Here is a 25,036-nt window from a genome sequence, read left to right as displayed (position 1 = left end):
AGGGATTGTCTAAAGTGACCTCGAAGGAACCGTCAAAAGGCAAATCTTTTCAGAATAAGGCTACAGGATGGAAGTATAGCGTGTGGGCACGCTATCTTCTGTTTTTGTTTCTGGTGATTCTTTTCTACGTGAGTCTGGCTTCCAAGCTGCTCCCTGAGCGGTATGATATTCAGGAAGGTACACGGAGTGAAGTGGATATTGCTGCGCCCATGCAGATTCCGAATAACAAGGCCACACTCAAAGCACAGGAAGAAGCTGCTGAACGGGTACAGCCGATATTTCAGATTGTCCAGTTGCGAAACGAAAATTTGATGACTACCCTGCTTGATCGTGTAGATCGATTAAATCAGGATGATCAGATCTCAAGTCAGGACAAGATTGATATATATCGGGATGAAATTCCGCAGCGCCAGAAGGACTTTGTGACCAACTATATCAATAATAATCGGAAAGCCGGTACATACTCCGAGACTCTTTTGGAAGAGATCAGAAATGTGGTACAGGAGCAAAGCTACCGTATTCCTGAAGAAACTTACATCAAAATCTCACGTCTGACATCGGATGATATCCAGGAGATGAAACCGGTTGCGAGGGATATTGTTGCCCGGTTAATGACGGATCAGATCAGCGATGCAACCACTGCCCGTGCCAAAGTAGCTGAGATGGTGAGTGTCAGCTCTCTTGGTAAGCGAACGCAACGTGAGGTCGTGCAAGAGCTTGCTCGCCTCGTGGTGACCGCTAATCGTTTCTACGACGAAGAGGGAACCAAGGAAGCGAAAGTTCAGGCTCGTGAGAACACGCAAACCGTCTTTATCAAGCAAGGGGACACATTAGTTGCCAAGGGTGAGATGATCACCCCGGAGATGTATACTTTGCTGGATGAGAATGATTTGCTGAAAAATGAAGTGAACTACTGGCCGCAGCTTGGACTTCTTATGTTTTCCTGCCTGTTGTCGGCAGCCATTCTGATGTATATTCAGCAAGGCAGCGGTACGCATTTCAAATATAATAATGCGCAGCTGTTGATGCTTGTTCTCATTTTTATTATTACGATTGTAGTTATGCATGTGACAGCGATTATCCAAACCAATGAGAGGTCTTATGTAGGCTTCCTTGCACCTGTTGCGGTAGGGGCGATGTTAATTGCGCTGTTGCTGGATACGTCGCTTGCCTTTGTATGTTCGATTTTGATCGGTATGTTGTCCAGCATTATTTTGAATACGCATCAGGGTCAACTTTTTGACTTCGAACTAGGTTTCTTTGCTGTATTGGTTTCATTTGTTGCGATCTTCGCAACTCATAAGGCTAGCCAGCGATCCACGATCCTGAAAGGAGCCATTATGGTCTGTCTGTTCGGGTCCATAGCCGTCTTCACCTTGGCTTTGATTGACTCGGGCGATTGGAATCGAACCACGACACTGTATGGCGTTGGGTTTGCATTTGCTGGTGGCGTACTGACTGCGATTCTGGTTATTGGGCTGATGCCATTTTTTGAAACTTCATTTGGCATTTTGTCAGCGCTCAAACTGGTAGAACTATCTAATCCGAACCATCCGCTTCTACGCAAGTTGCTGACGGAGACACCGGGTACCTATCATCATAGCGTTATGGTAGGGAATCTGTCTGAAGCAGCAGCAGAAGCCATAGGAGCTAACGGATTGCTCTGCCGAGTGGGTTCGTATTATCATGATATTGGCAAGACGAAGCGGCCCATCTATTTTATTGAGAATCAGAACAATATGGAGAATCCGCATGATTCAATTGATCCGAAACTGAGCAAATCCATTATCGTTGCCCATGCGCGCGATGGGGTAGAAATGCAGAAGGATTATAAGCTGCCCAGACCTATTCGGGATATTGCGGAACAGCATCACGGCACGACATTTCTCCACTATTTCTATCACAAAGCACTGCGCCAGGCGGAAGAAGCAGGCGTTGAGCCTGATTTCACGGAAGAAGATTTCCGTTACCCTGGGCCGAAGGCTCAGTCCAAGGAATCGGCTATTGTTGGCATTGCTGATAGTGTAGAGGCTGCTGTGAGATCTTTGCGCAAACCGACAGTGGAACAAGTGGAGTCCATGATTGAGAAGATTATTAAAGGACGATTGGACGATCATCAATTCAATGATTGTGACCTTACGATGCGTGAACTGGATATCGTCGCCAGAACATTGAAGGAAACGGTGATGGGTATCTTCCACTCCAGGATAGAATATCCGGAGGAGATTAAGAAACCAAAGCCAACTTCACCCGAAGCGGGCTAATTCAATAATAGTTCGTGTTCAAAAAGGTTGGTTTTCAGTACCGAGAAGATGGGATGAAGTTAGAAATGGAGTAGCGGAGCGTAGGGAAAACTACGTGAGCAACGGACATTTCGGCTGAATTCCATATTCGATGCTGACGATGCCCTTAGGTATCATTCGTAATCAAAAGCGGGCTTTTTGAACAACCTCAAATATTAGTAGACAGGAGTTATGAAGGAATGAGTCTTAATCTGGCATGGAATAATGAACAACAGGATAAAGAAATTACAGAACCGATGATTGCAATGCTGGAACAGTTGCTGAATCTCGCCGGAGAAGCGGAAGGTGTTGCAGCCGGGGAAGTGGCTCTGACTTTTGTGAATGATGAGCAGATCCATGAGTTGAACCGTGATTATCGCGGCATTGACCGTCCTACGGATGTACTGTCTTTTGCGATGAACGAAACGGTAGATGAAGAGCTCGATATTATCTATGAGCTGGACGAAGATGAAGAAATGGAAGAAATGCCGGATGTTCTTGGAGACATCATCATTTCCGTACCACGGACCATCCTGCAAAGTGAAGAGTATGGACACTCATTTGAACGTGAACTTGGTTTTCTGTTTGTCCATGGTTTCTTGCACCTGCTCGGATACGACCATCAGGATGAAGCAAGTGAGGCTGAAATGATGGGCAAACAAGAAGCGGTATTGGCCCAGGCCGGGTTGACACGATAATGAAAAGACGCTCCTGGGGTCTGGTATTCCGCAATGCTGCGGAAGGAATCGCATATGGGTTGCGGACTCAGCGTAATGTGAGAGTTCACACGGGAGTGGCTATTTTGATGTGTGTAGCCGGCTTTTTTTTCAGAATCTCAAGAACGGATTGGATGTTTGTGCTGACCGCTGTCTTTTTGGTCCTGGTGACTGAATTGATGAACACGGCTGTAGAGGCAGCGGTTGACTTGGCACACCCCCATATCCATCCGCTGGCAAAAGCGGCAAAGGATACCGCGGCCGGGGCAGTTCTGCTGGCTGCGGTATTCGCCGTCATCATCGGTTGTATCGTTTTTATTAAGCCGGTGATGAGCTGGCTGGGTTTGTACTGATTTTGTATTAACCTTGTTTTGATTCGTTTTGTTTGATTTTAATACTACACAAATTTGTGAAGTTAGACCGTTTTTTTAGTTGAACTTGTTGACATTACACGATAACGAAGAGGACAGAAATAAACCTGTAGAAGCGAAGCGTTCGCCTTTATCCCCGGATTTTCACATTGAAAAAGTGAATCAAAAAATCTGGGGGTAACAGCGATCGAAGGGTTATTCTGGACACGGAGTGACTAGTGTAAATTTGGCTTTGGTTGAACTTAATTCGTAGGTACTAACTTTATATTGCACCCTAAGGGAGAGAATATGAATGGATAACAGTTTGTTAATGCAAGAAGCAATTAAGGCACGAACGAAGGCGTATACGCCTTACTCCCATTTTGGTGTTGGCGCGGCTTTGCTTGACAGTGAAGGTCATGTGCATCATGGTTGTAATATTGAGAATGCTGCGTATACCCCAGGTAACTGTGCTGAACGTACAGCGATGTTTAGTGCCATTGCAGGTGGGCAGAAGCCTCGCAGCTTCACAGCGATTGCCATTGTGGGAGACACGGATGGTCCGATTGCTCCATGTGGCGTATGTCGTCAGGTCATGTACGAACTGTGTGAACCTGATATGAAAGTCATCTTGGGGAACTTGAAAGGTGATCTGCAAGAGACCACCGTTGCTGAACTGTTACCTTGGGCTTTTGGGCCTTCTGATCTGAATTCTGCCAAAAAATAAACCAATATTCCAGGCCTAGGCGCCTGAGGAGGAACATATGAAAAAACAAGCTTTTAAATCCGGTTTTGTAGCCATTATTGGACGTCCAAACGTAGGTAAATCCACACTGATGAACCAAGTGATCGGACAGAAAATTGCGATTATGTCGGACAAGCCACAAACCACACGTAATAAAATTCATGGGGTGTATACATCCGAACATCAGCAAATCGTATTCCTGGACACACCGGGTATTCACAAACGTCAATCCAAACTTGGCGATTACATGAACCAGACTGCTCTGAATACGCTCGGAGAAGTGGAAGCAGCACTGTTCCTAATTGACGCTTCGGAAGGCTTGGGTGGCGGTGACCGTTATATTGCTGAACAGTTGAAAAATATCCGTACACCTGTCATTCTTGTCATGAATAAAATTGACAAAATTGAGCCGGAAGCACTGCTGCCACTCATTGAGACGTATCGCAAGCTTCACGATTTCGCTGAAATCGTTCCTGTCTCTGCCATGCTTGGCAGCAATGTCAGCACGTTGCTGGAACAGCTCGGCAAGTATTTGCCAGAAGGTCCACAGTACTATCCTGATGACCAGGTTACTGACCATCCGGAGCAGTTTGTATGTGCCGAGTTGATTCGTGAGAAAATTCTGCAAATGACTCGTGAAGAAGTGCCTCACTCCATTGCTGTAACGATCGAAGATATGAAAGTGCAAGATAATGGTGTCGTTTATATCTCAGCCGTCATTTTTGTGGAACGGGATTCCCAAAAAGGGATCATTATCGGGAAGCAAGGTGCCCTTCTGAAAGAAGTGGGTAAACGAGCTCGACACGACATTCAGAACTTGCTCGGCTCCAAAATTTTCATGGACCTGTGGGTTAAAGTGAAAAAAGACTGGAGAAATCAGGATAGAGTTCTGCGTGACCTTGGCTTTGGCCGCGACTGATCGTCGGAATTGTATCCAGTAATTGCAACACATAGTTTACCTTGCAAGACTCCATCCTATTTGGTAGATGCAGACGTCATTTCCGAAGAGAGGATGAAATTCCGATGCGAGATTTTTCGTGGAAGGTTTTTGCAATGACGGGGGATGTGGAGTCCTATTTGTTATATACCGAGGCGTGTAACTCGTTAGGACAGGAGTCGGATAATGCAAGGGAAGTGATTGAAGATGAAGAAGCCGAAGGATAACTGGCTGATTCGGGAATGGTTAGGTGACGAGGCATGCTATACAGGGTGGAAGGGATTGTCATCCGCAGCATGGACTACGGCGAAGGGAACAAAATCATTACGCTTTGCACCGAAAGCGGCGGGAAAGTAGGGGTACTCGTCCGCGGTGCCAAAAAGCCCAAGAGCCGACATGCTGCACTGGTGCAGCCGTTTACGTATGGTCAATATGTATATTTTCGCAATACAGGTCTAGGTACACTGAACGCTGGAGAAATTGTTGAATCCTATCATGAGTTGCGTGAAGATCTGGTCAAGGCCTCTTATGCCTCTTATGCGTGTGAGCTATTGGATCGGGTGCTTCAGGATGAAGAGACAGGTACATTTTGGTTCAAACAGTTAAAGGCGTGTTTGCAGGCGCTGAAGGAAGAGAAAGATCCGGTTGTTATTACAAGTCTGTATGAAATGAAAATATTACAGGCATCCGGATATGGTCCACAGTTCGATGAGTGCATCTCCTGCAACCAGGAGCGACCAGATGAGCAGTTGTTTATAAGTCCCAGACTTGGTGGCGTCTTGTGTCGAGCATGCAAACACTTTGATCCTCCAGCGATGTCGGTTAGTCCAAAGGCTCTGAAGTTGTTACGTTTGTTCGCACAGTTGGATCTGCAGCGCTTGGGGAATATATCAGTGAGTGAATCTACCCGTGATGAGATCAAAAAATTGATGCGTGCCTTTATGGATCATCAGCTTGGTCTGAATCTTAAATCCCGTTCTTTCCTCGATCAGATGGAGAAGTACGGGATTTGAGGCGTTTTGGTGGAAGTGAAACTATATCTTGACTTCATACTAGATTTTATATATTATGAAATATAATTTCTCTTTATGAGACATGCATTGAACGAGAAAGTAAAAGACTGGATTTATTGCATTTATGGAGACAAGTCGTTGTATAACACTTGCGAATCATGAATGAGCGAGTCGGGGATGGTGGGAGCCTGGCTGAATCGGTTTTTGAAACGGCACTCGGGAGCATGAATGGACACGGAAAAGTGGGCTGGAACGAACAGGATCATCTTGTTTGATCTAAGCCAAGTAGGGTGGAACCGCGGGAATAGCTCTCGTCCCTACGTCTGTACAACAGGCGTAGGACGGGGGCTATTTATTGTTGTCTTCACCGTCCTAAGCTTGCTAACAAACCATTGAAAAGGAGCATGATTATGAATTTTCAGCAGATGATTCTAACGCTGCAACAATTCTGGGCCGAGCATAACTGTATTATTGTCCAGCCATACGATACGGAAAAAGGGGCAGGTACGATGAACCCGATGACCTTTTTGCGTTCGCTTGGACCCGAACCTTGGAAAGTGGCCTATGTGGAGCCTTCCCGTCGTCCTTCGGACGGACGTTATGGTGAGAACCCTAACCGGCTGTACCAGCATCATCAGTTCCAGGTAATCATCAAGCCTTCTCCGGACAATATTCAGGAAATTTACCTGGAAAGTCTAAAGCGTCTGGGCATTGATCCGCTCAAACATGATATTCGGTTTGTTGAAGATAACTGGGAGAATCCTTCCCTTGGTTGTGCAGGTCTTGGTTGGGAAGTATGGTTGGACGGAATGGAAATTACACAATTTACGTATTTCCAACAGGTTGGTGGAATCGAGACAAATCCGGTAGCTGTTGAAATTACGTATGGTATGGAGCGTTTGGCTTCTTACATTCAGGATAAAGAGAATGTGTTTGATCTGGAATGGGTGGAAGGTATCACTTATGGTGATGTATTCCGTCAGCCAGAATTCGAACACTCTAAATATACGTTTGAAGTATCTGATGTCAAAATGCTGTTTACACTCTTCAACATGCATGAAGAAGAAGCAAACAAGGCCATGGCGCAGCATCTGGTATTCCCGGCATATGACTATGTGCTGAAATGTTCCCATACGTTTAACCTGTTGGATGCACGTGGAGCCATCAGTGTAACAGAACGTACGGGTTACATCACACGTGTTCGTAATCTGGCTCGCCAAGTCGCTGCAACATATATGGAAGAGCGTGAGAAGCTAGGCTTCCCGCTGATCAAGAAAGGGGGAGCCGAGCATGTCTAAGGATCTGTTGTTTGAAATCGGGCTGGAAGAAGTACCTGCACGCTTTATGCGCGCAGCAATCGCACAGCTGCAAGAGCGTGTCGTGAAATGGCTTGACGCATCCCGCATTGCTTATGGTGAAGTGAATGCATATGCTACACCGCGCCGTCTGGCTGTTTTGATTCAGAATGTGGCTGAAAAGCAGGAAGATATCGAGGAAGAAGTGAAAGGTCCTTCACGCAAAATTGCCCTGGACGACAGTGGCAATTGGAGCAAGGCTGCACTCGGATTCGCCCGCAGTCAAGGTGTTGAACCGGACCAGTTCACGTTCAAGGAACTGAACGGTGTCGAATATATCTATGCAACGAAGAGCAGCAAAGGTGTGGAGACGGCTTCTGTGGTTGGCGAAGGATTACTTTCTGTATTACATGCCATGACGTTCCCAAAATTTATGCGTTGGGCTTCCTATGATTTCAAATTTGTACGTCCAATCCGCTGGATTGTGGCTATGCTCGGCAGTGATGTTATCGATCTGGAAGTGACAGGTGTTAAGTCGGGTAATGTAACTCGCGGACATCGTTTCCTCGGTAAGGAAGCTGTGATCTCCACTCCGTCTTCATACGTGGAAGTGTTGCGTTCCGAACATGTCATTGCTGATATCCAAGAACGTGAACAGATGATTGTATCCCAGATTCAGGCACTGGCTGCGGAGAAAAAATGGGATATTGCGATTAAGGAAGACTTGCTGGAGGAAGTTCTGTTCCTGGTGGAAACACCTACCGTATTGTTCGGGACATTTGACTCCTCATTCTTGAATATTCCACAAGAAGTATTGATTACTTCCATGCGTGAGCATCAGCGTTATTTCCCTGTACTGGACAGTGAAGGACAATTGTTGCCATTCTTCGTGACGGTACGTAACGGTGGAAGTGATTCACTGGACGTTATTGCCAGAGGGAATGAAAAAGTTCTGCGTGCACGTCTGTCTGATGCCAAGTTCTTCTATGAGGAAGATCAGAAGCTACAGATTAAGGATGCATTGTCGAAGCTGGAAAGTATCGTCTTCCAGGAAGAATTGGGAACGGTTGGAGATAAAGTGCGTCGTATTCGCAAGATTGCCGATGGACTTGCTGCCAAACTACAAGTATCCGGTGATGTTGCTGAATCCGTTAGCCGTTCAGCAGATATCTGCAAATTCGATCTGGTGACACTGATGGTGGGAGAATTCCCGGAACTGCAAGGTGTGATGGGTGAGGATTACGCTCGTAAAGCTGGCGAAAAAGAAGAGGTGTCCAAAGCGGTATTTGAACACTATCAGCCACGTTTCGCTGGAGATCAATCCCCTGCTTCTCTTGTTGGTGCCATTGTGAGTGCTGCGGACAAAATGGATACAATCGTGGGTTGTTTCTCCATCAACATTATTCCAACGGGTTCTCAGGATCCGTATGCGCTGCGCCGTCAGGCTGCAGGTATTGTACAGATTTTGCTGGATCACAAGCTTCCGCTGACATTGTCTGACGTGTTCGGAGTAGCACTTCAAGTACATGCCCAGATGAACCTGTTGAAACGTGCAGATGAAGAGGTTCGTAAAGATCTGCAAGACTTCTTTGGTCTTCGTGTGAAAAAATTGTTGTCCGAAACCGTCCGCTACGACGTAGTGGATGCCGTAATTTCTTCCGGATTCGATGATATCAGCGCTGTGGTGCCAAAAGGTGAAGCGTTGATGGCGGCTGTTCTGACAGGAGACGCATTCAAAACAACGGTTGAATCGTTCAACCGTGTGGGCAATCTGGCTGCCAAAGCATCCAATGCTTCCGTACATCCAGAACTGTTCACAGAAGATGGAGAACGTCAGTTACATGAGGCATGGAGCAAAACGAATGCAGAATATCGTCAGGCGTTGACTCAGCATCATGCTGCTGAAGCACTGGCTATTGCATCTGCCTGGAAGGATGGTATTACCTCATTCTTCGATTCGGTCATGGTTATGGCCGAAGATGAGGCTGTTCGGGCGAACCGACTTGCCTTGCTCGCGGCTATTGATCGTGACTTGAAAGGATTTGCTGATTTTTCCAAGTTGGTTTGGTAATTGGGCGGATTTCATGAGTCGTTTTTCACAGACTTGGCGCAAAGCTAAAATTCAGTATTAAAGAAGGATATATGAGGGTATAAATATACGGAACGGGTTGTGAAATGTATTTTTGACAACCGCTCCGTATTTTAGCCTTTGATTTCCCTCGTTCCGGCAGAAGGATTTTGCCTGGCCGGGGTCGTATATAACAATATGCAGCTATTTTATGAAACCGGGTGGTCTGGGTTTGAGTGAGTTAAATATACGCCACATTGTTGTGGATGGTGATGCTTGCCCGGTCAAAACCGAGATTGCGCAAACCGCTCGCCTTTTCAACATCCCTGTACTGTTAGTCTCTTCATTTGATCATCTGCTTCAAGGAGGAGAAGGGGTGCGAACCGTGCAGGTGGATCGCAGTGATCAGAGCGCAGACCTGTATATTGCTAATCATATTAAGCCATATGATGTGGTTATCACTCAGGACTATGGACTTGCGGCACTTGCGCTTGGCAAACGTTGTTATGTTTTGTCCTTTCGTGGTCGTGAGTTCAACGATCGTGACATTGATTTCATGTTGGATTCTCGTCATACTGCGGCCAAAGCGCGAAAAAGAGGCCATTATGGGAAAGGCCCAAAGCCTTTCACAGAGCAGGATCGAGAAATGTTTCAACATAAACTGACAAAACTTTTAAAAGATTTGCAGGAGAATGTGTAAGTTTATCGAATTATATTTACGTGTTGAAGAGATGAAGGTGGCCAGAGATGAGTACCGGACAAGGCGGTATACCCGAAAGTATTATTGAATCGGTGTTACAGCAGAATGATATTGTCGATACGGTGAGCCGATTTGTGCATCTGACCAAACAGGGGAAGTATATGAAAGGCCTCTGTCCTTTTCATTCCGAGAAGACGCCTTCGTTCACCGTTACACCTGAGAAACAAATTTTCTACTGCTACGGTTGCGGCACGGGTGGAAATGCCATCAAATTCAGGATGGAAATCGAAGGGTTATCCTTTCCCGAGGCTGTCAAAACGATGGCGGAAGAAAGTCACATCTCTATGGGGGACTGGCAAGGGCGTGAATCTGCTCATGTGAATCCGGAGACGGAACGTCTGTTGGAGGCTTATGAGCTTACCGCGAAGCTGTATCATTTTTTGTTGAAAAATACAGAGCACGGCAAGTCAGCCATGGAGTATTTACGCTCAAGAGGTTTTGGCGACAAGTTAATCGACCAGTTCCAGATTGGTTTTGCACCAAATCGTTGGGACACACTGGTACAATTTCTTGAGAAACGTAACTATCCGCTCGAAGAGATGGAAAAGGGTGGACTTCTGTCACCGCGAAATGAAGGTCAGGGATATGTGGATCGATTCCGAGACCGGATTATGTTCCCGATTAATGGCAGGAGCGGTAAGCCGATTGCATTTGCAGGACGCATATTGGGAGATGGGCAACCGAAGTATCTAAATTCACCGGAAACCCGGTTATTTAACAAAAGCCGTGTTCTCTATAATCTGCATCATGCCAAAAATGCAATTCGCAAACAAAGACAAGCCATTTTGTTCGAGGGATATGGTGATGTCATCTCCGCATGGGATCAGGATATCCAGAATGGTGTAGCGGCAATGGGTACTGCGTTAACCGAGAATCAGGCACTAATGCTCAAAGGGATGTGCGACGAAGTCATCATATGTTATGACGGCGACAAAGCAGGACAGGCTGCTGCACTCAAAAACTTCCCTATTCTTGAGGAAGCTGGATTGCAGGTCAAAGTGGCTCTCATTCCTGAGGGACTTGACCCGGATGATTTTATCCGGAAGCATGGTGGTGAACGGTTCCGAAACCAGATTGTGGACGGCGCCGTGACAACTACAAAATTTAAACTTATAAACTTAAAAAAAAGCCATATACTGCTAGAGGGTGGCGGACAAATCGCCTATTCGAAAGAAGCAGTAAAGTTGATTGCCCCCTTACCTTCTCCAACAGAAAGGGAAGTGTATCTTCGTGAACTGGCTGCAGAAGTGGACGTATCCTTCGAAACATTGAAGCAGGAGTGTAATGAAGAACGGGAGGCGATGAAAAATAACCTCCAGTTTGGGGATAATAACCCGAAAAGGTGGAATAATGGTAGGCAACAAAATAGGCAGGTGCCTACACCCAATCTGTTGCCGGCTTACCACGCAGCTGAACGCAAACTGATCGCCTGGATGTTGCAGGATGATGAGGCTGCCCAGTACGTGAATGAGCATCTTGGTGAAGCTTTTAACTTGGATGATCATGCAGCTATTGCTGCTTATCTATATGCCTACTATGCGCAAGGCAAACCGTCGGATACAAGCCGTTTTATGTCTTCACTGCATGACGATCGCCTGGAAAAAACGGTCAGTTCAATCTCGATGATGGATGGTCCAGGTGAATGGAGTATTCAAATGCTCGATGATTGCATCAGGGAAGTGCTGAAGCATCCGCGTAAGAAAGAGTACGATTTGAAAAAAGAAGAAATGATTGCTGCAGAGCGGGCAGGTGATTCTGTACGCGCGGCACAGATTGCAATTGAAATGATTGCCCTAGAGAGACAGTGAACGTCTGATGATTAGATGTTTCTAGGGAGGAGGGAGTCGAATTATGGCGAATGATCAGCATACTGAACTAGAAACAGAATTGACACTGGATCAGGTTAAAGATCAATTGATTGAATCAGGTAAAAAAAGAGCTTCGCTGAATTACAAGGAAATTATAGAGAAACTCTCTCCTTTTGAGCAGGATGCAGAGCAAATGGATGAGTTCTATGAGCAACTGAGCGATCTGGGTATCGATGTAGTGAATGAAAACAATGAAGAGGTTACACTTCGTCCTAGTGAAGATTCCGAGAACAACACCAGAGAGGGAGAGGACGAATTCCACTTTGATGATGATCTGAGCTTGCCGCCAGGTATCAAAATCAATGACCCTGTCCGTATGTACCTCAAGGAAATTGGTCGTGTGCCACTGTTGTCCGCAGATGATGAAGTACAACTGGCTAAACGGATTGAGAACGGGGATGAAGAAGCCAAGCGTCGTCTGGCTGAAGCTAACTTACGGCTCGTTGTCAGTATCGCCAAGCGTTACGTTGGACGTGGAATGTTGTTCCTTGATTTGATTCAGGAAGGTAATATGGGTCTGATCAAAGCGGTTGAGAAGTTCGACCACAAAAAAGGATACAAGTTCAGTACGTATGCAACATGGTGGATCCGCCAAGCGATCACTCGTGCTATTGCTGACCAGGCGCGTACAATTCGTATCCCTGTGCACATGGTGGAGACGATTAATAAGCTGATCCGGGTATCCCGTCAGCTGTTGCAGGAACTTGGGCGTGAACCGACACCAGAAGAAATCGCTGCTGAGATGGATCTGAGTGTAGAGAAAGTTCGTGAAATTACGAAGATTGCACAGGAACCGGTTTCTCTGGAAACACCAATTGGTGAGGAAGATGATTCCCATCTGGGTGACTTCATTGAGGATCAGGAAGCACTTGCTCCGGCGGATGCTGCTGCGTATGAGTTGCTGAAAGAACAGCTCGAAGATGTATTGGATACATTGACTGAACGTGAAGAGAACGTGCTTCGTCTACGTTTTGGTCTGGACGATGGACGGACGAGAACGCTGGAGGAAGTCGGCAAGGTATTTGGTGTTACGCGTGAGCGTATTCGTCAGATCGAAGCCAAGGCTCTTCGTAAGTTGCGTCACCCGAGTCGTAGTAAACGACTCAAGGATTTCCTCGAATAATCGAACTATGGGAGACTTTCCGCAAGACGCTTTAGCGGCGGCGGGGTCTCCTTTATTTTTAATTTAAACGTCTTGATTTCTTGGTTTTGGAAATTCATCCTTGAAATGTTTTATTGGATTTTATTTTATCGCTTTTCCTTGTTCAATGCAAATCAATAAATTAAATGAATGGTGTAGGTGCTTCATGAAACTTTCGAATCGATTACAGCGAATACATGATCAAATTCCCGATGGCAGCCGCATGGCTGATATCGGTTCAGACCACGCGTTGCTGCCAGTAGCCGCAATCCGCAGTGGGAAAGCTGCAAATGCAGTAGCCGGGGAAGTCAATCCTGGCCCTTATGATGCTGCATGCAAACAAGTCAGCGATGCTGGCCTGAAAGAAAAAATCACGGTGCGTCGTGGAGACGGTCTTGATGTGATCTCTGCGGGTGAAGTGGATGTCATCACCATCGCAGGCATGGGCGGTGCCTTGATTGCTTCTATTTTGGACAGAGGTTTATCCAAACTGGAAGGGGTCCAGTTACTTATTTTGCAACCAAATGTGGGTGAGGATATCCTCAGACGCTGGTTACTGGAGCATCACTGGGTGGTTGTAGCAGAACAGTTGCTCGAAGAAGATGGCAAGATTTATGAGATTATAACGGCGATGCCACAATCCGTAAGCCCGATTGCCAATGTAGAGGTGTATCGTGCACGTCCGCTTCAAGGCGGGGCAGAATTAACGGAAGATTTGCTGCTGCGGATGGGACCTTATTTGGTGGATCGTCCATCGGATGTATTTTTTGCCAAATGGGAAAGTGAGATCATCAAACTGCAAGGGGTTGTTAACTCCATCTCCAAATCCGATCAGGATTCTTCCCGGGACAAAGCGGCTGAGGTAGAGCGCCTTATCGCAAACTTGAAGGAGGTTTTGGCATGTTTGCCAAAGGTCAAACTGTAATTCAACTGATGGAGCAACTCGCTCCCAAACATCTGGCTGTACCGGATGACCGCATTGGTCTCCAGCTCGGCAGTTTGCAAAAAGAAATCAGTCACGTGTTAATTGCTTTGGATGTGACGGATGAAGTGGTGGACGAAGCGATTCGTATTGGTGCCAACCTGATTATCGCTCATCACGCTATCATTTTTCGTCCAGTTAAATCACTGAGTACAGATACACCTATGGGTAAATTGTATGAAAAGCTGATTAAACATGATATTGCTGTTTATATCAGTCATACAAACCTGGATGTGGCCGAGGGTGGTATGAATGACTGGATGGCCGAGGCACTTGGCATCGAGAGTAAAGAATCGCTGGAAGATGTACACACAGATCATCTGTACAAGCTGGCTGTCTTTGTGCCTCGTACCCATCATGAGCAGGTTCTTCAGGCCATCCTGGAAGCCGGAGCGGGGAGTATCGGTCAATACAATAAGTGCAGCTTTAACACGGAAGGTACAGGAACGTTTGTGCCTGGTGAAGGGACTCAACCGTTTATCGGTACCCAAGGGCAGATGGAACGTGTGGAAGAAATGCGGATTGAGACCATCGTACCCCAAAGTCTGAGAAGTAAGGTCGTTCAGGCGATGCTTAAGGCTCATCCGTATGAGGAAGTGGCCTATGACCTCTATGCCATGGATTTAAAGGGCCGTACGCTCGGTCTGGGACGCTTGGGACCCCTTAGGGAGCCTAAGACATTAGGTGAGCTTGTGGAGGTTGTGAAGACCCAATTCAATGTGCCTCATGTACGTGTGGTAGGAGATCTGAACAAGCAGATCAAAAAAGCAGCGGTTCTTGGCGGCTCTGGCAGCCGTTACGCGCTCACTGCCCGCTTCAAAGGTGCGGATGTTATTGTGACCGGAGATATTGATTATCACACGGCTCATGATGCGTTAATGGCAGGTATGTGTATCATCGACCCGGGACATAATTCCGAGAAGATCATGAAACCAAAAACAGCGGATTGGCTTCGTTCCCGTTTGGAAGAAAAACGATATGATACGCAAGTTACAGCTTCAGAGGTAAATACGGAAGTATTCCAGTTTATCTAAAAAGACCGCTGATGTGCAGCTCCCAGTAATATTAAGCTTGTCTGGGAACCTAAATGCCTGTATACTATGTAATGTTGTTCGGAAAGCTTGACAGACAATCGCTGGTGGCCTTTGTTGCCACGAGAGGAAAGTCCGGGCTCCACAGGGCAGGATGCTGGATAACGTCCAGTCAGCGCGAGTTGAAGGATAGTGCCACAGAAATGGACCGCCGATGGCCGGATTTTCCGGCACAGGCAAGGATGGAACCGAGGTGTAAGAGACCCCGAGGAACGCTGGTGACTTCGTTCCTGGTAAACCCCATCTGGAGCAAGACCTAATGGGACACAGCCGCCTCTTCGGAGGAGGCAACCTTAGCCCGAGGTGTGTCTAGGTTGGTCGCTTGAGCTGTGCAGCAATGTATGGCCTAGATAGATGATTGTCGCTTCTGGTGGGAGGGTAGTTCCCGTATGAACCACGAAGAGCACAGAACCCGGCTTACGGTAAGCTTTCCTAACTGCAACAACAACACTATTGCAACACAATGTAGTCCACCTATCAGTCGAGGACAACTCGTATGAATCATCCGATGGCCTGACTGATCAGAAGGACCCATGAACATCTAAAAAAACATAACTCCTGTTGATAACAGGTTCTATAAAAATAAGGCGGCAGTTCCGAGATTCTCGGGCCTGCCGCCTTATTTTTATTTCTCATCTCAAGTTAGGACGTGTCTGGTGTTATCAGACACGTCCTAATCAATCTCATACGCTAAAGAATCGCGAAACGTTTATGACAGTTCATTACAGTGTAACAACACTGTCGGATGTTAAGGAAGCATGCCAACGTTGGATGGCACGATCCATTCTTTCCACGGCTTCCGGAAGGAGCTCAGGGTCCGTATGAGTAAAGTTGATCCGCATGCGGTTTAACTCCGGTGTACCTGCATAGAAAGAATCACCTGGCACAATGCACACTTTCTCCTGGATACCATAAGTGAACAGATTGCTTGCAAGCATGCCTTCAGGCAATTGCAGCCACAAGAACATGCCACCTTGTGGTGAATTCCACGAGATACCTTCCCATGCTTTGGCTGCCATAAGAGTAGTCAGTGTTTTCATGCGTTGTTCGTAATCCTCTGAAATATGGCGGATATGCGCATCCAGATCGAAAGATTCAAGCAGTGCATGAAGCGCTCTTTGGTCAATGCTACTGGAGTGCAAGTCGGCACCTTGTTTGGCTCGTGCTGCCATTTTGATAATATCGGGAGCAGCCAGTATCCAGCCCGTACGAAGGCCAGGTGCTACCGTTTTGGAGAATGTACTGGTGTAGATAACGTTGGAAGGGCCGTCATAGGATACTGCATCCAGTTCTGCGAGAGCAGGGACATCCAATTGCTCTGGATTAAACCGAATTTCACCATAGGGATCATCTTCCAGAATGAGTACACCATACTTGCGGCACAGATCCACAGCCTGCTGTCTTCTTTCTCGCGACCATACTTTTCCCGTAGGATTGGAGAACGTGGGATTAATATAAACAAGTTTTGGACGATGCAACTGGAGCTGTTCCTCCAGAGATTCAGGCAACATGCCGTGATCATCACAGGCTACGCCGTGAGATTCAGCCTGATAGGAATGAATCACTTGCAGAGCAGCGAGGTAGGTTGGTGATTCAACCAGTACACGGTCACCCGGGTCGAGAAGGATGCGGCAAACCAAGTCAATGGATTGCTGTGAACCCGTAGTGAGAAGCATGTGATCGGGTGAAGCGGGAATGCCCTTGGATTCAAGACGTTCGGCGATTTTGGCGCGAAGAGGACGGTAACCCTCAGTCTCCGCATATTGAAGAGCGGCTGCTCCGCTCATAAATACTTTTTCATATGCAACGCGGATGGCTTCCAGCGGGAATGAAGTCTGGGCTGGTAATCCACCGGCTAGTGAGATCATTCCAGGTGCCTGAGCGGCCTGGAGCATGTCGCGAACGACAGAGGACGGGGTGTTTTGTGCCATTTTGGACCAAGGGATACTCATGTTATTCTCATCTCCTGTTATTCACTGTTATACTGATATTATAAACTATAATAGACGGACTACACTATAACAGTAAAATGAAGATCATAACAGTTGGGGGAGCACATATGCATATTGAATTAAAGCGGGGAAGCAGTACCAAATTGTACGTGCAGATTGCGCTAACGATTGCCGATCGCATCAGATCAGGACTCATTGAACCTGGAACCCGACTTCCTTCTGTTCGTAAAATGACCGCGGATTTGGGTGTCAGTCTGGTCACTGTATCCAAAGCGTATGCTGAACTTGAAGCGATTCAATTGATCACCTGCTCCCAGGGGAAAGGTTGTTATGTGAGAGGTACATTGAACGTGGATCAGATGGAGGATGTGGACCGAACGCAGCGAAACAATGCCAACGATGAATTCAGTACGTCATGGAATTGGCAGATGGCACTGGTGGATTATTTACCGCGAGCCCAGCTCTGGAGACATTTTGATACGTCACCTCAAGTGCGGTATGAACTTCATATGTCAGCAATTCAGCCTGAACTGTTGCCTACACGGGAGATTATCGACAGCGCCTACCGACTCTCCTCTGATCATACAGAGCGTATGGCAGCTTACGGATCTTTTCAGGGGGATCGGGAGCTTAGACAGATCTTTGCCGAACATTTTGCCGAGCGTGGACTACAGGCTGCACCTGAACGGATGTTAATTACAAGTGGTGCTCAGCAGGGGATCGATCTTGTGGCACGAACTTTTGTCGGACCTGGGGATGTTGTATACATGGAGGCACCAAGCTATACCGGGGCCATTGATGTATTTACAAGTAGAGGCGCGAAGATCATTACGGTCCCGATGGATGACGAAGGCATGCGTATTGATCTGTTGACCCGATTATGTGATACCTATCCACCCAAGCTGATCTATACGATCCCGACCTATCACAATCCAACAGGTATCACGATGAGTGCAAGAAGACGAGCACAGCTTCTTAATCTCGCGCAAAGTTACCACTGCCTCATTCTGGAGGATGACCCGTTTGCAGATCTTTATTTTCGGGACCCTCCCCCGGCTTCCATTAAATCGATGGATGGGACAGGTCATGTCGTATATATCAAAAGCTTCAGCAAGGTGTTGTCTCCCGGTTGCCGTATAGCCTGCGCCATCGCAGACGGAAGTGTATTGACCCGGCTTGTGGCCGCGAAATCTACGGCGGATCTGGGGAGTCCGCTGCTTACACAAAAGGCACTGCAATCTTTCATTCAGAATCAGTACGGTGCCTATGTATCCCGATTGAGGGATGAATTGTATTCTCGCTTGTGCGCAGCATCTGAAGTGCTGGAAGAGCATGCTACTATGGGCATGCAATGGCGCTTGCCAGAGGGAGGACTCAATCTGTGGCTCCAACTTCCGAGTAACTTGGATATGCGTGAGTTGCATCATCAGTCACTTGCTGCAGGGGTCTCTTTCCTCCCCGGTTCAGCCTGTTATGTAGGGGAGATGGATACACCAAGTCTGCGTATCTGCTTCACGGTAACAAACGTTGAGCTTTTGTGTGCAGGACTTCGTGTACTATGCCAAGTCATTGACAGAGTAACACCTGGGCAGGGTGGGACAGTGGCGGACAGGCTACCGCTCATTTAATTTTTCGGACTATGGACATACATCCAATCCACTTTCGATCTGTTGCAATAGGTTATAGTATCACCAGAAAGGGAGTTGGTTTTGAAATGAACCATTACTGTCCACCGCTTTGCCCGATTGTCTGTGACCCGATCCAGGTTGTTGAGGATTATTACATCCCACAAATCGTGCCTGTAATTCACCCGATTGAAGTGATCAAAAAACATCACTGTGTTCCGATTCATCATCACATGTATCCTGTTGTTGTCAAAGAAGAAGACCCTTGTTATGTATCCAGCCATAATCCGAAGAAAAAATCCGTGAAAAAATCAAGCAAAGCCCGCACATCTTCTCGCAAACGCTAATCGCAGCGGGTGCCCCGGGGAATTGGATATAAACCAAAAAGAGCAGCGTACGCCCCGGGGCGCAGCTGCTTTTGTATTTTTTACAGATTATCCTCATTACGCTTACTGCGTATACTTTTTCATCGTATTATCCATTTGTTGTCTGACATGTTGCGGCCAGAACTGCAAAGGAGCGCTGTTGCCTGATGCGGCTTGCAGTGCCTTATAGACATCGATTTGCCCATAGCCAAAATACTTGTCGTGACCCGGATCACCGAGGTCAATAACACTTTGGCGCATCAAATCCATCACTTCCGTGTTGGTCAAGTCCGGGTTCAACGAACGAATTAAACCTGCAAGTGCGGCTACATGAGGGCTAGCCATGGACGTTCCAGACAAGGCCGCATACTGATTGTTTGGATAGGTACTGGCGATACTGGACCCTGGAGCCATCACATCCACATAGTCCCCGTAGTTGGAATAGGAAGCTTTGCTCATATCCGGGTCCGTAGCAGATACGGCAAATACTTCCGGATAAGCAGCAGGGTATCCTGGACGCTCGGTATTATCGTTCCCCGTGGCTGCAATCAGGACGATATCCCGGTCAAAAGCGTATTTAATGGCATCATGAAGAAATTGCGCATCAGCATAATTGCCGAGACTCATGTTGATCACTTTGGCTCCATGATCGGCTGCCCAGATGATGCCTTCGGCAACGGCATATGTGGTACCAGAACCTGAGTTGTCGAGTACTTTAACCGGTAGTACCTTGTTATACCAGCTCATGCCTGCCACGCCTTCATTATTGTTGACAATAGCGCCGATAATGCCTGCGACGTGTGTCCCATGTCCCACATCATCCATCGGTTTGCTTCCCGGCTCGACCACATTATAACCCTCAAGGAGCTTGCCCTTCAGGTCGGGATGATTCATATCAACCCCCGTGTCGACCACCGCAACGATGACATCTTTGTTTCCCTTGGTAATATTCCAACCTCTGTTTGTCTCAATTGCAGGCAGGTTCCACTGATAATCGGAGAACAAAATGTCATTGGGTATCGTTACATCTGTTTGTTCAGTTACAGTATCATTGGTTAAATACATATAGTGGGGCTCCATATAGAGTGGATTCCATTTGCTTTCGAAATAACTATGCAATTGTTTGTAACTCATGTGTTCTGATCGAAAAACATATGTGTATCCCAGCTTGCGCGCAGATTGCGCTCTTAGATCGGATTTAATGATACGCATATCCCGTTCACCGGGATCTTGGCGAAAACGGATGACGATTTCATTTTCATAAAAATGACTGGCATTGGCATTATCATGTCCGGTCTTCACTGTGATTTCGTTAAGCGTATCCGGGTGAACAGACTCAATTTTGAATTTACCCTCACGCGGATAAGGGATCATGCGCAGATTTTTGCGCTGATGTTGTTCAACAGCATTTAATACGTTCTGACTGAACAAGGCAATTACAGCTCTTTTGCCATCTTTGGAGGGTTGCCCCATAACAAAGTATTTTTCTTTTCCCAAAGGAAAAGATGAGGATTCAAAACTTTGATGTTTGTTTACCGCTTTTTTGGCAAGGTTGAGCGAATGTTGAAGCTTCTGTTGTTCCAACTTGCTTCCTTGTGTGGAGGCGTGATCAAAGGGCTTGTTAAAAGAGCCATTGGTATTCATGAGATGAATGGATCTGATATGTTCATGTGAACTTTGGAGATCATTCACATATCGGCTAACCTGCGCAGCATTCATTGTGGCGGTTTTCTCCAGCATGATACTGAGATGTTGCTTGGCATCCATACGGGTCAGAAGATCGGTTGCTTTGACATCCTGCACTTTTAGACGCTGCTTACTCGTGTGTTCCTCATGAGCAGAGTCAGACAGGGCACCTGGCTTAGGTTCGGGACGATTGGATGTTGGAAGCAGGAGCGTCAGAGCGAGTGCTCCTGCACCAGCTGCAAGGGCCCAGTTAATCCATTTCGGTCTGGACATGGTGGATGGAACCTCCTTCGTTCATTTTGGACAATCATTAACAGTGCTTCGTCGTTGTCACTGGTTATATCTATCGTTAGAAAAAGCGGATATTTTTATGCAGGCGGGTTCGAGTCTAACTGCGTATAATAGGCATGTTTAACGGCAGAAGCGGAAAGCATGATTAAGGGATACCGCTCGTCATCTTTTTATGGTAGGATTATAGCTGAGAATTCAAAGGTCAGGGGAAAACCACCGTTGGCCGACCTATATGTAAGGACTTATTTAAGGGGGAGCTACCTTTATGTCAGCAGCCAATGTACAGAAAACATGTGAGTCAACTAGGGAAAAGTTAAAACCGGCTATCGATCGGATTGAAAAATTTTTGAATGAGAATGCTTTGCCTGAACTGGATCAGAATCAGACGGAAGAATCAACAGCCTTCTACAAAGGATTTCTTTCAGATCTCCGTCATTTGCTCGTTTTTTCTGAAGTTTCTTACGAAAAACTTGGCGTTGTGCTGCGTCGTGCCAACTTTGATGTCGATTTTGCCGAAAAGGCTCTTTATAATACGTATCACCAATGCGTAAACAGCTTTTTCTATCCCAAAAATGAATGTTATTCCGAAGACGGAAGATACGCTTACACAGGACAAGATGCCATTCGTTTCCGTGACAAGCCAATCCGTGCAGTACGGGATGTCATTCTTGAGGTTTCCAAAACGTACGAAGAATTGCGCGATGATCTGGCATATTATGAAAGTGATTACCTGACTCAGCGCCGTATGCAAAATCAACGGAATCACGCCTAATTAACGTTTAAACCTGAATATGAAATTGGACGAAACCGCCCTTGTGGCGGTTTTTTTGTGTTTTTAGTGAGAATCAGACGAAGTGTGATCATGTCATCATCTGGCATTTTGACGGGGAATATCAGGTTTGTGGCGGGGAGACAATAATAGTCGAGGTGATAAAAAATGAGCCAAGACAAACCAATTGTCAAATGCAGCGTCTCCAACTGCAACTTTTGGGGAGAGAACAACTTCTGCCACGCTGATGCCATCATGATTGACATTGACCAACATGCCACCCGTCGTCTGCATGAGGAATTTGCCGGTGAGACATTTGACTCCGATCATCATGATCATGCACGCACATCCTCTGCAACATGCTGTCACACGTTCAAACCCAAGTGAGCAGTCATCCCTATTCATAACGGAGGTGCTTCCCAATGAAAAATGACGATAATAAGTTTAATTTTCAGGATCGCCCTAAAATCAATGTTGACGGTGAAAAACAGCGTATGCGCGTCGATTATCCCAGAAAAGCACATCGGGAAGAATACGGGGCAGAGGTCGCTCCTCCGACTGTCGTAAGAACTGGAGATACCGAACGGGCAGAGCCTGTACCTGAGAAGCATGAGGCAGACCGGGTCATGGAATCAACAGGCAAGGTTGCGGGTTACATGGGACTTGCCTTCGGGATCGCGTCTTTGTTCATGTGGTCAATCGTACTTGGACCGGCCGCAGCTGTACTGGGTTACTATGCATATGTGAATGGTCGGAAGACAGCGGGAGCCTGGTCCATTGGACTGGGTGTTGTAGCTACGCTGAGTTATTTTTTCATGATTCCATTCGCTCGTTAACGTGTAAAATGATTCATTCAAAAGCCTTCTGTTCTCACCCAAATGCGGTGAATTACAGAAGGTTTTTTTCGTATATGCGCAGGCTAGGTGGGTAGATTCATATATTTTTATGAAAACAATGGAACCTTGCTGTAAAACGATGTAGAATAAGGTCATAATACGCTTAATTATACGGGAGTGGGTATAACTCATGCAGATTGATCCAAGCGGATCGCGGCAGTTGTTGGAACTGCAATTGTCCAATGTGAATAACCAAACCAGTGGATCACCATCGGATGCTGGTTCAACAGTGGATTTCGCCAATGTGATGGACGGGCTGTTAGGTACGGGTGCCAATTCGACGAGCAATACAGATTCCACCGCGACGGTCTCCAAAAGATCCAGTGATGGTTTGTTGTGGCTGCAACTCGGAAGCACGTACAATCCGGATATAAATACGGCAGGATCGTCCTCTGTCTCCAATAACATCGTTGAGTCTTTATTATCTTCATCCAATACAGGAATCGTGAATTCCGGTGCATCTGTACCTACGGATTATGAATCTTTGATTGCTGAGGCAAGTGCGAAGTACGGTGTTCCTGAATCATTGATCAAGGCCGTCATTGACACAGAGTCCAATTTTAACCCAAATGTCGTGTCCTCTGCCGGTGCCAAAGGGCTCATGCAATTAATGGATGGCACGGCTGCAGGGCTGGGTGTGAGTAATTCATTTGATCCTGCCCAGAACATTGATGCGGGTACGAAGTATCTTTCCCTTCAGCTCCAGCGTTTTGGTGGAGAAGTGAAGATGGCACTTGCTGCATATAATGCAGGACCAGGTCGTGTTTCACGTCTGGGCGTGTCGAGTGATAGCGAACTGATGAGTGTACTTAACCGTCTGCCTTCAGAAACTCAGAATTATATCTCCAAGGTAGAGAAGGCACAGTCGAAATATGTGATCTAAACTCACAGATAGACATTTGTGAAAACACATGATAGGCAGGATGAGATCAAATGTGGGAGCAGTAGCGCTTGAAACGCCTGTTCCCGGTTGGTCTTTTTGTGTTGTATGGGTATCGTGTTACAATGCTCACTGTAGGTTCAAGAACGAAGAGATAAGGGAGGTCTAACCTCATTTGAAATATTTTGATTATGCTGCGACCACACCTCCCCATCCTGATGTGATTCGTACGATGGCCGAAATTATGGAGACACAATTCGGTAATCCGTCCTCCATCCATGGGTATGGAGAGCGTGCCGATCAGTTGCTGCGTCGTGCTCGATCTGGATGTGCTGCGGCAATCGGCGTTAAGCCAGAAGAGATTGTATTTACTTCCGGTGCCACCGAGAGTAATAATCTTGCGATAAAAGGTTCGGCATTACGTTATCAGTCACGAGGCAGACACATCATCACAACAGCTACCGAGCATGCCTCTGTGTACGAAAGTGTTATGCAATTGCAGCAGTGGGGATGGGAAGTGACATTAGTTCCCGTGAATTCCGATGGAGAGGTCAACGCTCAGCAGGTTGTAGACGCGATCAGGCCCGACACGGTGCTTGTGAGTCTGATGCATGTAAATAATGAAACAGGAGCCATCCATCCGATTGCAGAGATCGGCAAACAGCTCAAAAAGAAAGCATCACGCGTGCTTTTCCATGTAGATGGTGTTCAGGGCTTTGGGAAAATGGAGGCGAGACCTGCCGATTGGGGTGCAGATCTGTACAGTCTGTCTGCTCACAAGATTCGTGGGCCGAAGGGAGCAGGTCTCTTGTATGTGCGTAGTGGAGTGGAGCTTACGCCGCTATTGTCAGGAGGATCACAGGAGCAGGGACTAAGAGCAGGCACAGAGAACGTGGCTTTGCTGGTAGGTATGGCAAAGGCCATGCGAATGGCAGCAGAAGATCAGGTTGATTTTGCCCGGCGTTCAACGGTGCTCCGTGATCGATTGATGGAAACGATACGTGTTATTCCTGAATTTGAATTAAACAGTCGCACAGAGGGTGCACCTCATATTGTACACTTCTCCTATCCCGGGATGAAGGCAGAAGTAGCGCTGCACACCTTGGAGCAACTTGGCGTAACCATATCGACCCAATCTGCCTGCTCTTCGCGTTCGGCTGAACCGAGTCGGACTCTACTTGCGATGGGCAGAGATGCAGCTTGTGCTGCTGGTGGATTGCGTATTAGTCTTGGAGATGAACATAGAGAAGAAGATGTAGCCTTGCTTGAACAGGCTTTACATCAGATGGTGGCGCAGTTGCGGCCCCTCGAAAGGCGGATGTAA

Annotated in this window: 23 protein-coding genes and 1 other RNA gene; 22 read left to right on the top strand and 2 right to left on the bottom strand. The window is 46.8% G+C overall.

Going from position 1 to position 25,036, the window contains the following annotated elements; translation table 11 throughout:
* Positions 1–14: 14 nt before the first annotated feature.
* The 15 genes from MKY44_RS19730 (at position 15) to rnpB (ending at position 15,683) form a co-directional block, all read left to right on the top strand.
* The gene (locus MKY44_RS19730) at positions 15–2,264 is read left to right on the top strand and encodes an HD family phosphohydrolase (RefSeq protein ID WP_036674803.1); all 2,250 of its coding nucleotides are present in this window, start codon (positions 15–17) and stop codon (positions 2,262–2,264) included.
* A gap of 218 nt (positions 2,265–2,482) precedes the next feature.
* Entirely contained in the window at positions 2,483–2,980 is a 498-nt protein-coding gene (gene ybeY / locus MKY44_RS19725; protein WP_341008224.1) for an rRNA maturation RNase YbeY, read from the top strand.
* Positions 2,980–3,351 (top strand): diacylglycerol kinase family protein, encoded by a 372-nt coding sequence (locus MKY44_RS19720; protein ID WP_017687246.1) that lies wholly within the window; start codon positions 2,980–2,982, stop codon positions 3,349–3,351. Before ybeY ends, MKY44_RS19720 begins: the two co-directional genes overlap by 1 nt.
* A 310-nt stretch (positions 3,352–3,661) precedes the next feature.
* A complete protein-coding gene (locus tag MKY44_RS19715) occupies positions 3,662–4,075 on the top strand; it encodes a cytidine deaminase (protein ID WP_074095878.1) in 414 nt (137 codons plus the stop codon).
* A gap of 37 nt (positions 4,076–4,112) precedes the next feature.
* Positions 4,113–5,012: a GTPase Era gene (gene era, locus MKY44_RS19710; protein ID WP_047843779.1), complete on the top strand. Its 900-nt coding sequence runs from the start codon at positions 4,113–4,115 to the stop codon at positions 5,010–5,012.
* A 104-nt stretch (positions 5,013–5,116) separates the two neighbouring features.
* Positions 5,117–5,257, top strand: a complete 141-nt coding sequence (locus MKY44_RS19705) for a YqzL family protein (RefSeq protein WP_074095877.1) — start codon at positions 5,117–5,119, stop codon at positions 5,255–5,257.
* 33 nt (positions 5,258–5,290) lie between these two features.
* Positions 5,291–6,043, top strand: a complete 753-nt coding sequence (recO, locus tag MKY44_RS19700) for a DNA repair protein RecO (protein WP_047843778.1) — start codon at positions 5,291–5,293, stop codon at positions 6,041–6,043.
* Between the two features lie 410 nt (positions 6,044–6,453).
* Entirely contained in the window at positions 6,454–7,341 is an 888-nt protein-coding gene (gene glyQ / locus MKY44_RS19695; RefSeq protein WP_017687252.1) for a glycine--tRNA ligase subunit alpha, read from the top strand.
* Positions 7,334–9,409, top strand: a complete 2,076-nt coding sequence (gene glyS / locus MKY44_RS19690) for a glycine--tRNA ligase subunit beta (RefSeq protein ID WP_340913932.1) — start codon at positions 7,334–7,336, stop codon at positions 9,407–9,409. The genes glyQ and glyS overlap by 8 nt, the downstream gene beginning before the upstream one ends.
* Positions 9,410–9,638: 229 nt before the next feature.
* Entirely contained in the window at positions 9,639–10,106 is a 468-nt protein-coding gene (locus MKY44_RS19685; protein WP_017687254.1) for a YaiI/YqxD family protein, read from the top strand.
* A gap of 47 nt (positions 10,107–10,153) precedes the next feature.
* Entirely contained in the window at positions 10,154–11,974 is a 1,821-nt protein-coding gene (gene dnaG, locus MKY44_RS19680) for a DNA primase (protein ID WP_340913934.1), read from the top strand.
* A 43-nt stretch (positions 11,975–12,017) separates the two neighbouring features.
* Positions 12,018–13,157 (top strand): RNA polymerase sigma factor RpoD, encoded by a 1,140-nt coding sequence (gene rpoD / locus MKY44_RS19675; protein WP_017687256.1) that lies wholly within the window; start codon positions 12,018–12,020, stop codon positions 13,155–13,157.
* A gap of 184 nt (positions 13,158–13,341) precedes the next feature.
* Positions 13,342–14,100, top strand: a complete 759-nt coding sequence (locus tag MKY44_RS19670) for a tRNA (adenine(22)-N(1))-methyltransferase (RefSeq protein WP_341008223.1) — start codon at positions 13,342–13,344, stop codon at positions 14,098–14,100.
* Positions 14,076–15,191 (top strand): Nif3-like dinuclear metal center hexameric protein, encoded by a 1,116-nt coding sequence (locus MKY44_RS19665; RefSeq protein WP_341008222.1) that lies wholly within the window; start codon positions 14,076–14,078, stop codon positions 15,189–15,191. Before MKY44_RS19670 ends, MKY44_RS19665 begins: the two co-directional genes overlap by 25 nt.
* A gap of 82 nt (positions 15,192–15,273) precedes the next feature.
* Positions 15,274–15,683, top strand: an RNA gene (gene rnpB / locus MKY44_RS19660) — RNase P RNA component class A.
* A 287-nt stretch (positions 15,684–15,970) separates the two neighbouring features.
* Here the strand turns inward: rnpB and MKY44_RS19655 are convergent.
* Complete coding sequence (locus MKY44_RS19655) at positions 15,971–17,200, bottom strand: aminotransferase-like domain-containing protein (protein WP_341008221.1); 1,230 nt, start codon at positions 17,198–17,200, stop codon at positions 15,971–15,973.
* A gap of 107 nt (positions 17,201–17,307) precedes the next feature.
* Here MKY44_RS19655 and pdxR point away from each other — a divergent pair, with 107 nt between their 5' ends.
* A complete protein-coding gene (gene pdxR / locus MKY44_RS19650) occupies positions 17,308–18,828 on the top strand; it encodes a MocR-like pyridoxine biosynthesis transcription factor PdxR (protein WP_341008219.1) in 1,521 nt (506 codons plus the stop codon).
* An 86-nt stretch (positions 18,829–18,914) separates the two neighbouring features.
* Positions 18,915–19,172 (top strand): hypothetical protein, encoded by a 258-nt coding sequence (locus MKY44_RS19645; protein WP_076211601.1) that lies wholly within the window; start codon positions 18,915–18,917, stop codon positions 19,170–19,172.
* Between the two features lie 102 nt (positions 19,173–19,274).
* On the opposite strand, the gene MKY44_RS19640 is transcribed toward MKY44_RS19645, so the two are convergent.
* Positions 19,275–21,149, bottom strand: coding sequence for a S8 family peptidase (locus tag MKY44_RS19640; RefSeq protein WP_341008217.1), 1,875 nt, complete (start codon positions 21,147–21,149; stop codon positions 19,275–19,277).
* Between the two features lie 283 nt (positions 21,150–21,432).
* Between MKY44_RS19640 and MKY44_RS19635 the strand changes: the two genes are divergently transcribed.
* From MKY44_RS19635 to MKY44_RS19615, 5 genes are all read left to right on the top strand, one after another.
* Complete coding sequence (locus tag MKY44_RS19635; RefSeq protein WP_062835484.1) at positions 21,433–21,939, top strand: YpuI family protein; 507 nt, start codon at positions 21,433–21,435, stop codon at positions 21,937–21,939.
* A gap of 165 nt (positions 21,940–22,104) precedes the next feature.
* Positions 22,105–22,323: a DUF1540 domain-containing protein gene (locus tag MKY44_RS19630; RefSeq protein WP_074095869.1), complete on the top strand. Its 219-nt coding sequence runs from the start codon at positions 22,105–22,107 to the stop codon at positions 22,321–22,323.
* A 35-nt stretch (positions 22,324–22,358) separates the two neighbouring features.
* Complete coding sequence (locus tag MKY44_RS19625) at positions 22,359–22,772, top strand: hypothetical protein (RefSeq protein ID WP_445670657.1); 414 nt, start codon at positions 22,359–22,361, stop codon at positions 22,770–22,772.
* A 190-nt stretch (positions 22,773–22,962) separates the two neighbouring features.
* The gene (locus MKY44_RS19620) at positions 22,963–23,715 is read left to right on the top strand and encodes a lytic transglycosylase domain-containing protein (RefSeq protein WP_341008216.1); all 753 of its coding nucleotides are present in this window, start codon (positions 22,963–22,965) and stop codon (positions 23,713–23,715) included.
* Between the two features lie 172 nt (positions 23,716–23,887).
* Positions 23,888–25,036, top strand: a complete 1,149-nt coding sequence (locus MKY44_RS19615) for a cysteine desulfurase family protein (RefSeq protein WP_341008214.1) — start codon at positions 23,888–23,890, stop codon at positions 25,034–25,036.

The sequence above is a fragment of the Paenibacillus sp. FSL R7-0026 genome (genome assembly GCF_038004485.1).
Classification (GTDB): domain Bacteria; phylum Bacillota; class Bacilli; order Paenibacillales; family Paenibacillaceae; genus Paenibacillus; species Paenibacillus xylanexedens_A.
The sequence above is the reverse complement of the archived record's forward strand: the minus strand, read 5'-3'. Positions and strand labels throughout refer to the sequence as shown.

Coding starts and splice junctions, on each gene's coding strand:
- ybeY (WP_341008224.1), top strand. CDS start 2,483: ATGAGTCTTAATCTGGCATGGAATAATGAACAACAGGATAAAGAAATT.
- MKY44_RS19720 (WP_017687246.1), top strand. CDS start 2,980: ATGAAAAGACGCTCCTGGGGTCTGGTATTCCGCAATGCTGCGGAAGGA.
- MKY44_RS19715 (WP_074095878.1), top strand. CDS start 3,662: ATGGATAACAGTTTGTTAATGCAAGAAGCAATTAAGGCACGAACGAAG.
- era (WP_047843779.1), top strand. CDS start 4,113: ATGAAAAAACAAGCTTTTAAATCCGGTTTTGTAGCCATTATTGGACGT.
- MKY44_RS19705 (WP_074095877.1), top strand. CDS start 5,117: ATGCGAGATTTTTCGTGGAAGGTTTTTGCAATGACGGGGGATGTGGAG.
- recO (WP_047843778.1), top strand. CDS start 5,291: ATGCTATACAGGGTGGAAGGGATTGTCATCCGCAGCATGGACTACGGC.
- glyQ (WP_017687252.1), top strand. CDS start 6,454: ATGAATTTTCAGCAGATGATTCTAACGCTGCAACAATTCTGGGCCGAG.
- glyS (WP_340913932.1), top strand. CDS start 7,334: ATGTCTAAGGATCTGTTGTTTGAAATCGGGCTGGAAGAAGTACCTGCA.
- dnaG (WP_340913934.1), top strand. CDS start 10,154: ATGAGTACCGGACAAGGCGGTATACCCGAAAGTATTATTGAATCGGTG.
- rpoD (WP_017687256.1), top strand. CDS start 12,018: ATGGCGAATGATCAGCATACTGAACTAGAAACAGAATTGACACTGGAT.
- MKY44_RS19670 (WP_341008223.1), top strand. CDS start 13,342: ATGAAACTTTCGAATCGATTACAGCGAATACATGATCAAATTCCCGAT.
- MKY44_RS19665 (WP_341008222.1), top strand. CDS start 14,076: ATGTTTGCCAAAGGTCAAACTGTAATTCAACTGATGGAGCAACTCGCT.
- MKY44_RS19655 (WP_341008221.1), bottom strand. CDS start 17,200: ATGAGTATCCCTTGGTCCAAAATGGCACAAAACACCCCGTCCTCTGTC.
- pdxR (WP_341008219.1), top strand. CDS start 17,308: ATGCATATTGAATTAAAGCGGGGAAGCAGTACCAAATTGTACGTGCAG.
- MKY44_RS19645 (WP_076211601.1), top strand. CDS start 18,915: ATGAACCATTACTGTCCACCGCTTTGCCCGATTGTCTGTGACCCGATC.
- MKY44_RS19640 (WP_341008217.1), bottom strand. CDS start 21,149: ATGTCCAGACCGAAATGGATTAACTGGGCCCTTGCAGCTGGTGCAGGA.
- MKY44_RS19635 (WP_062835484.1), top strand. CDS start 21,433: ATGTCAGCAGCCAATGTACAGAAAACATGTGAGTCAACTAGGGAAAAG.
- MKY44_RS19630 (WP_074095869.1), top strand. CDS start 22,105: ATGAGCCAAGACAAACCAATTGTCAAATGCAGCGTCTCCAACTGCAAC.
- MKY44_RS19625 (WP_445670657.1), top strand. CDS start 22,359: ATGAAAAATGACGATAATAAGTTTAATTTTCAGGATCGCCCTAAAATC.
- MKY44_RS19620 (WP_341008216.1), top strand. CDS start 22,963: ATGCAGATTGATCCAAGCGGATCGCGGCAGTTGTTGGAACTGCAATTG.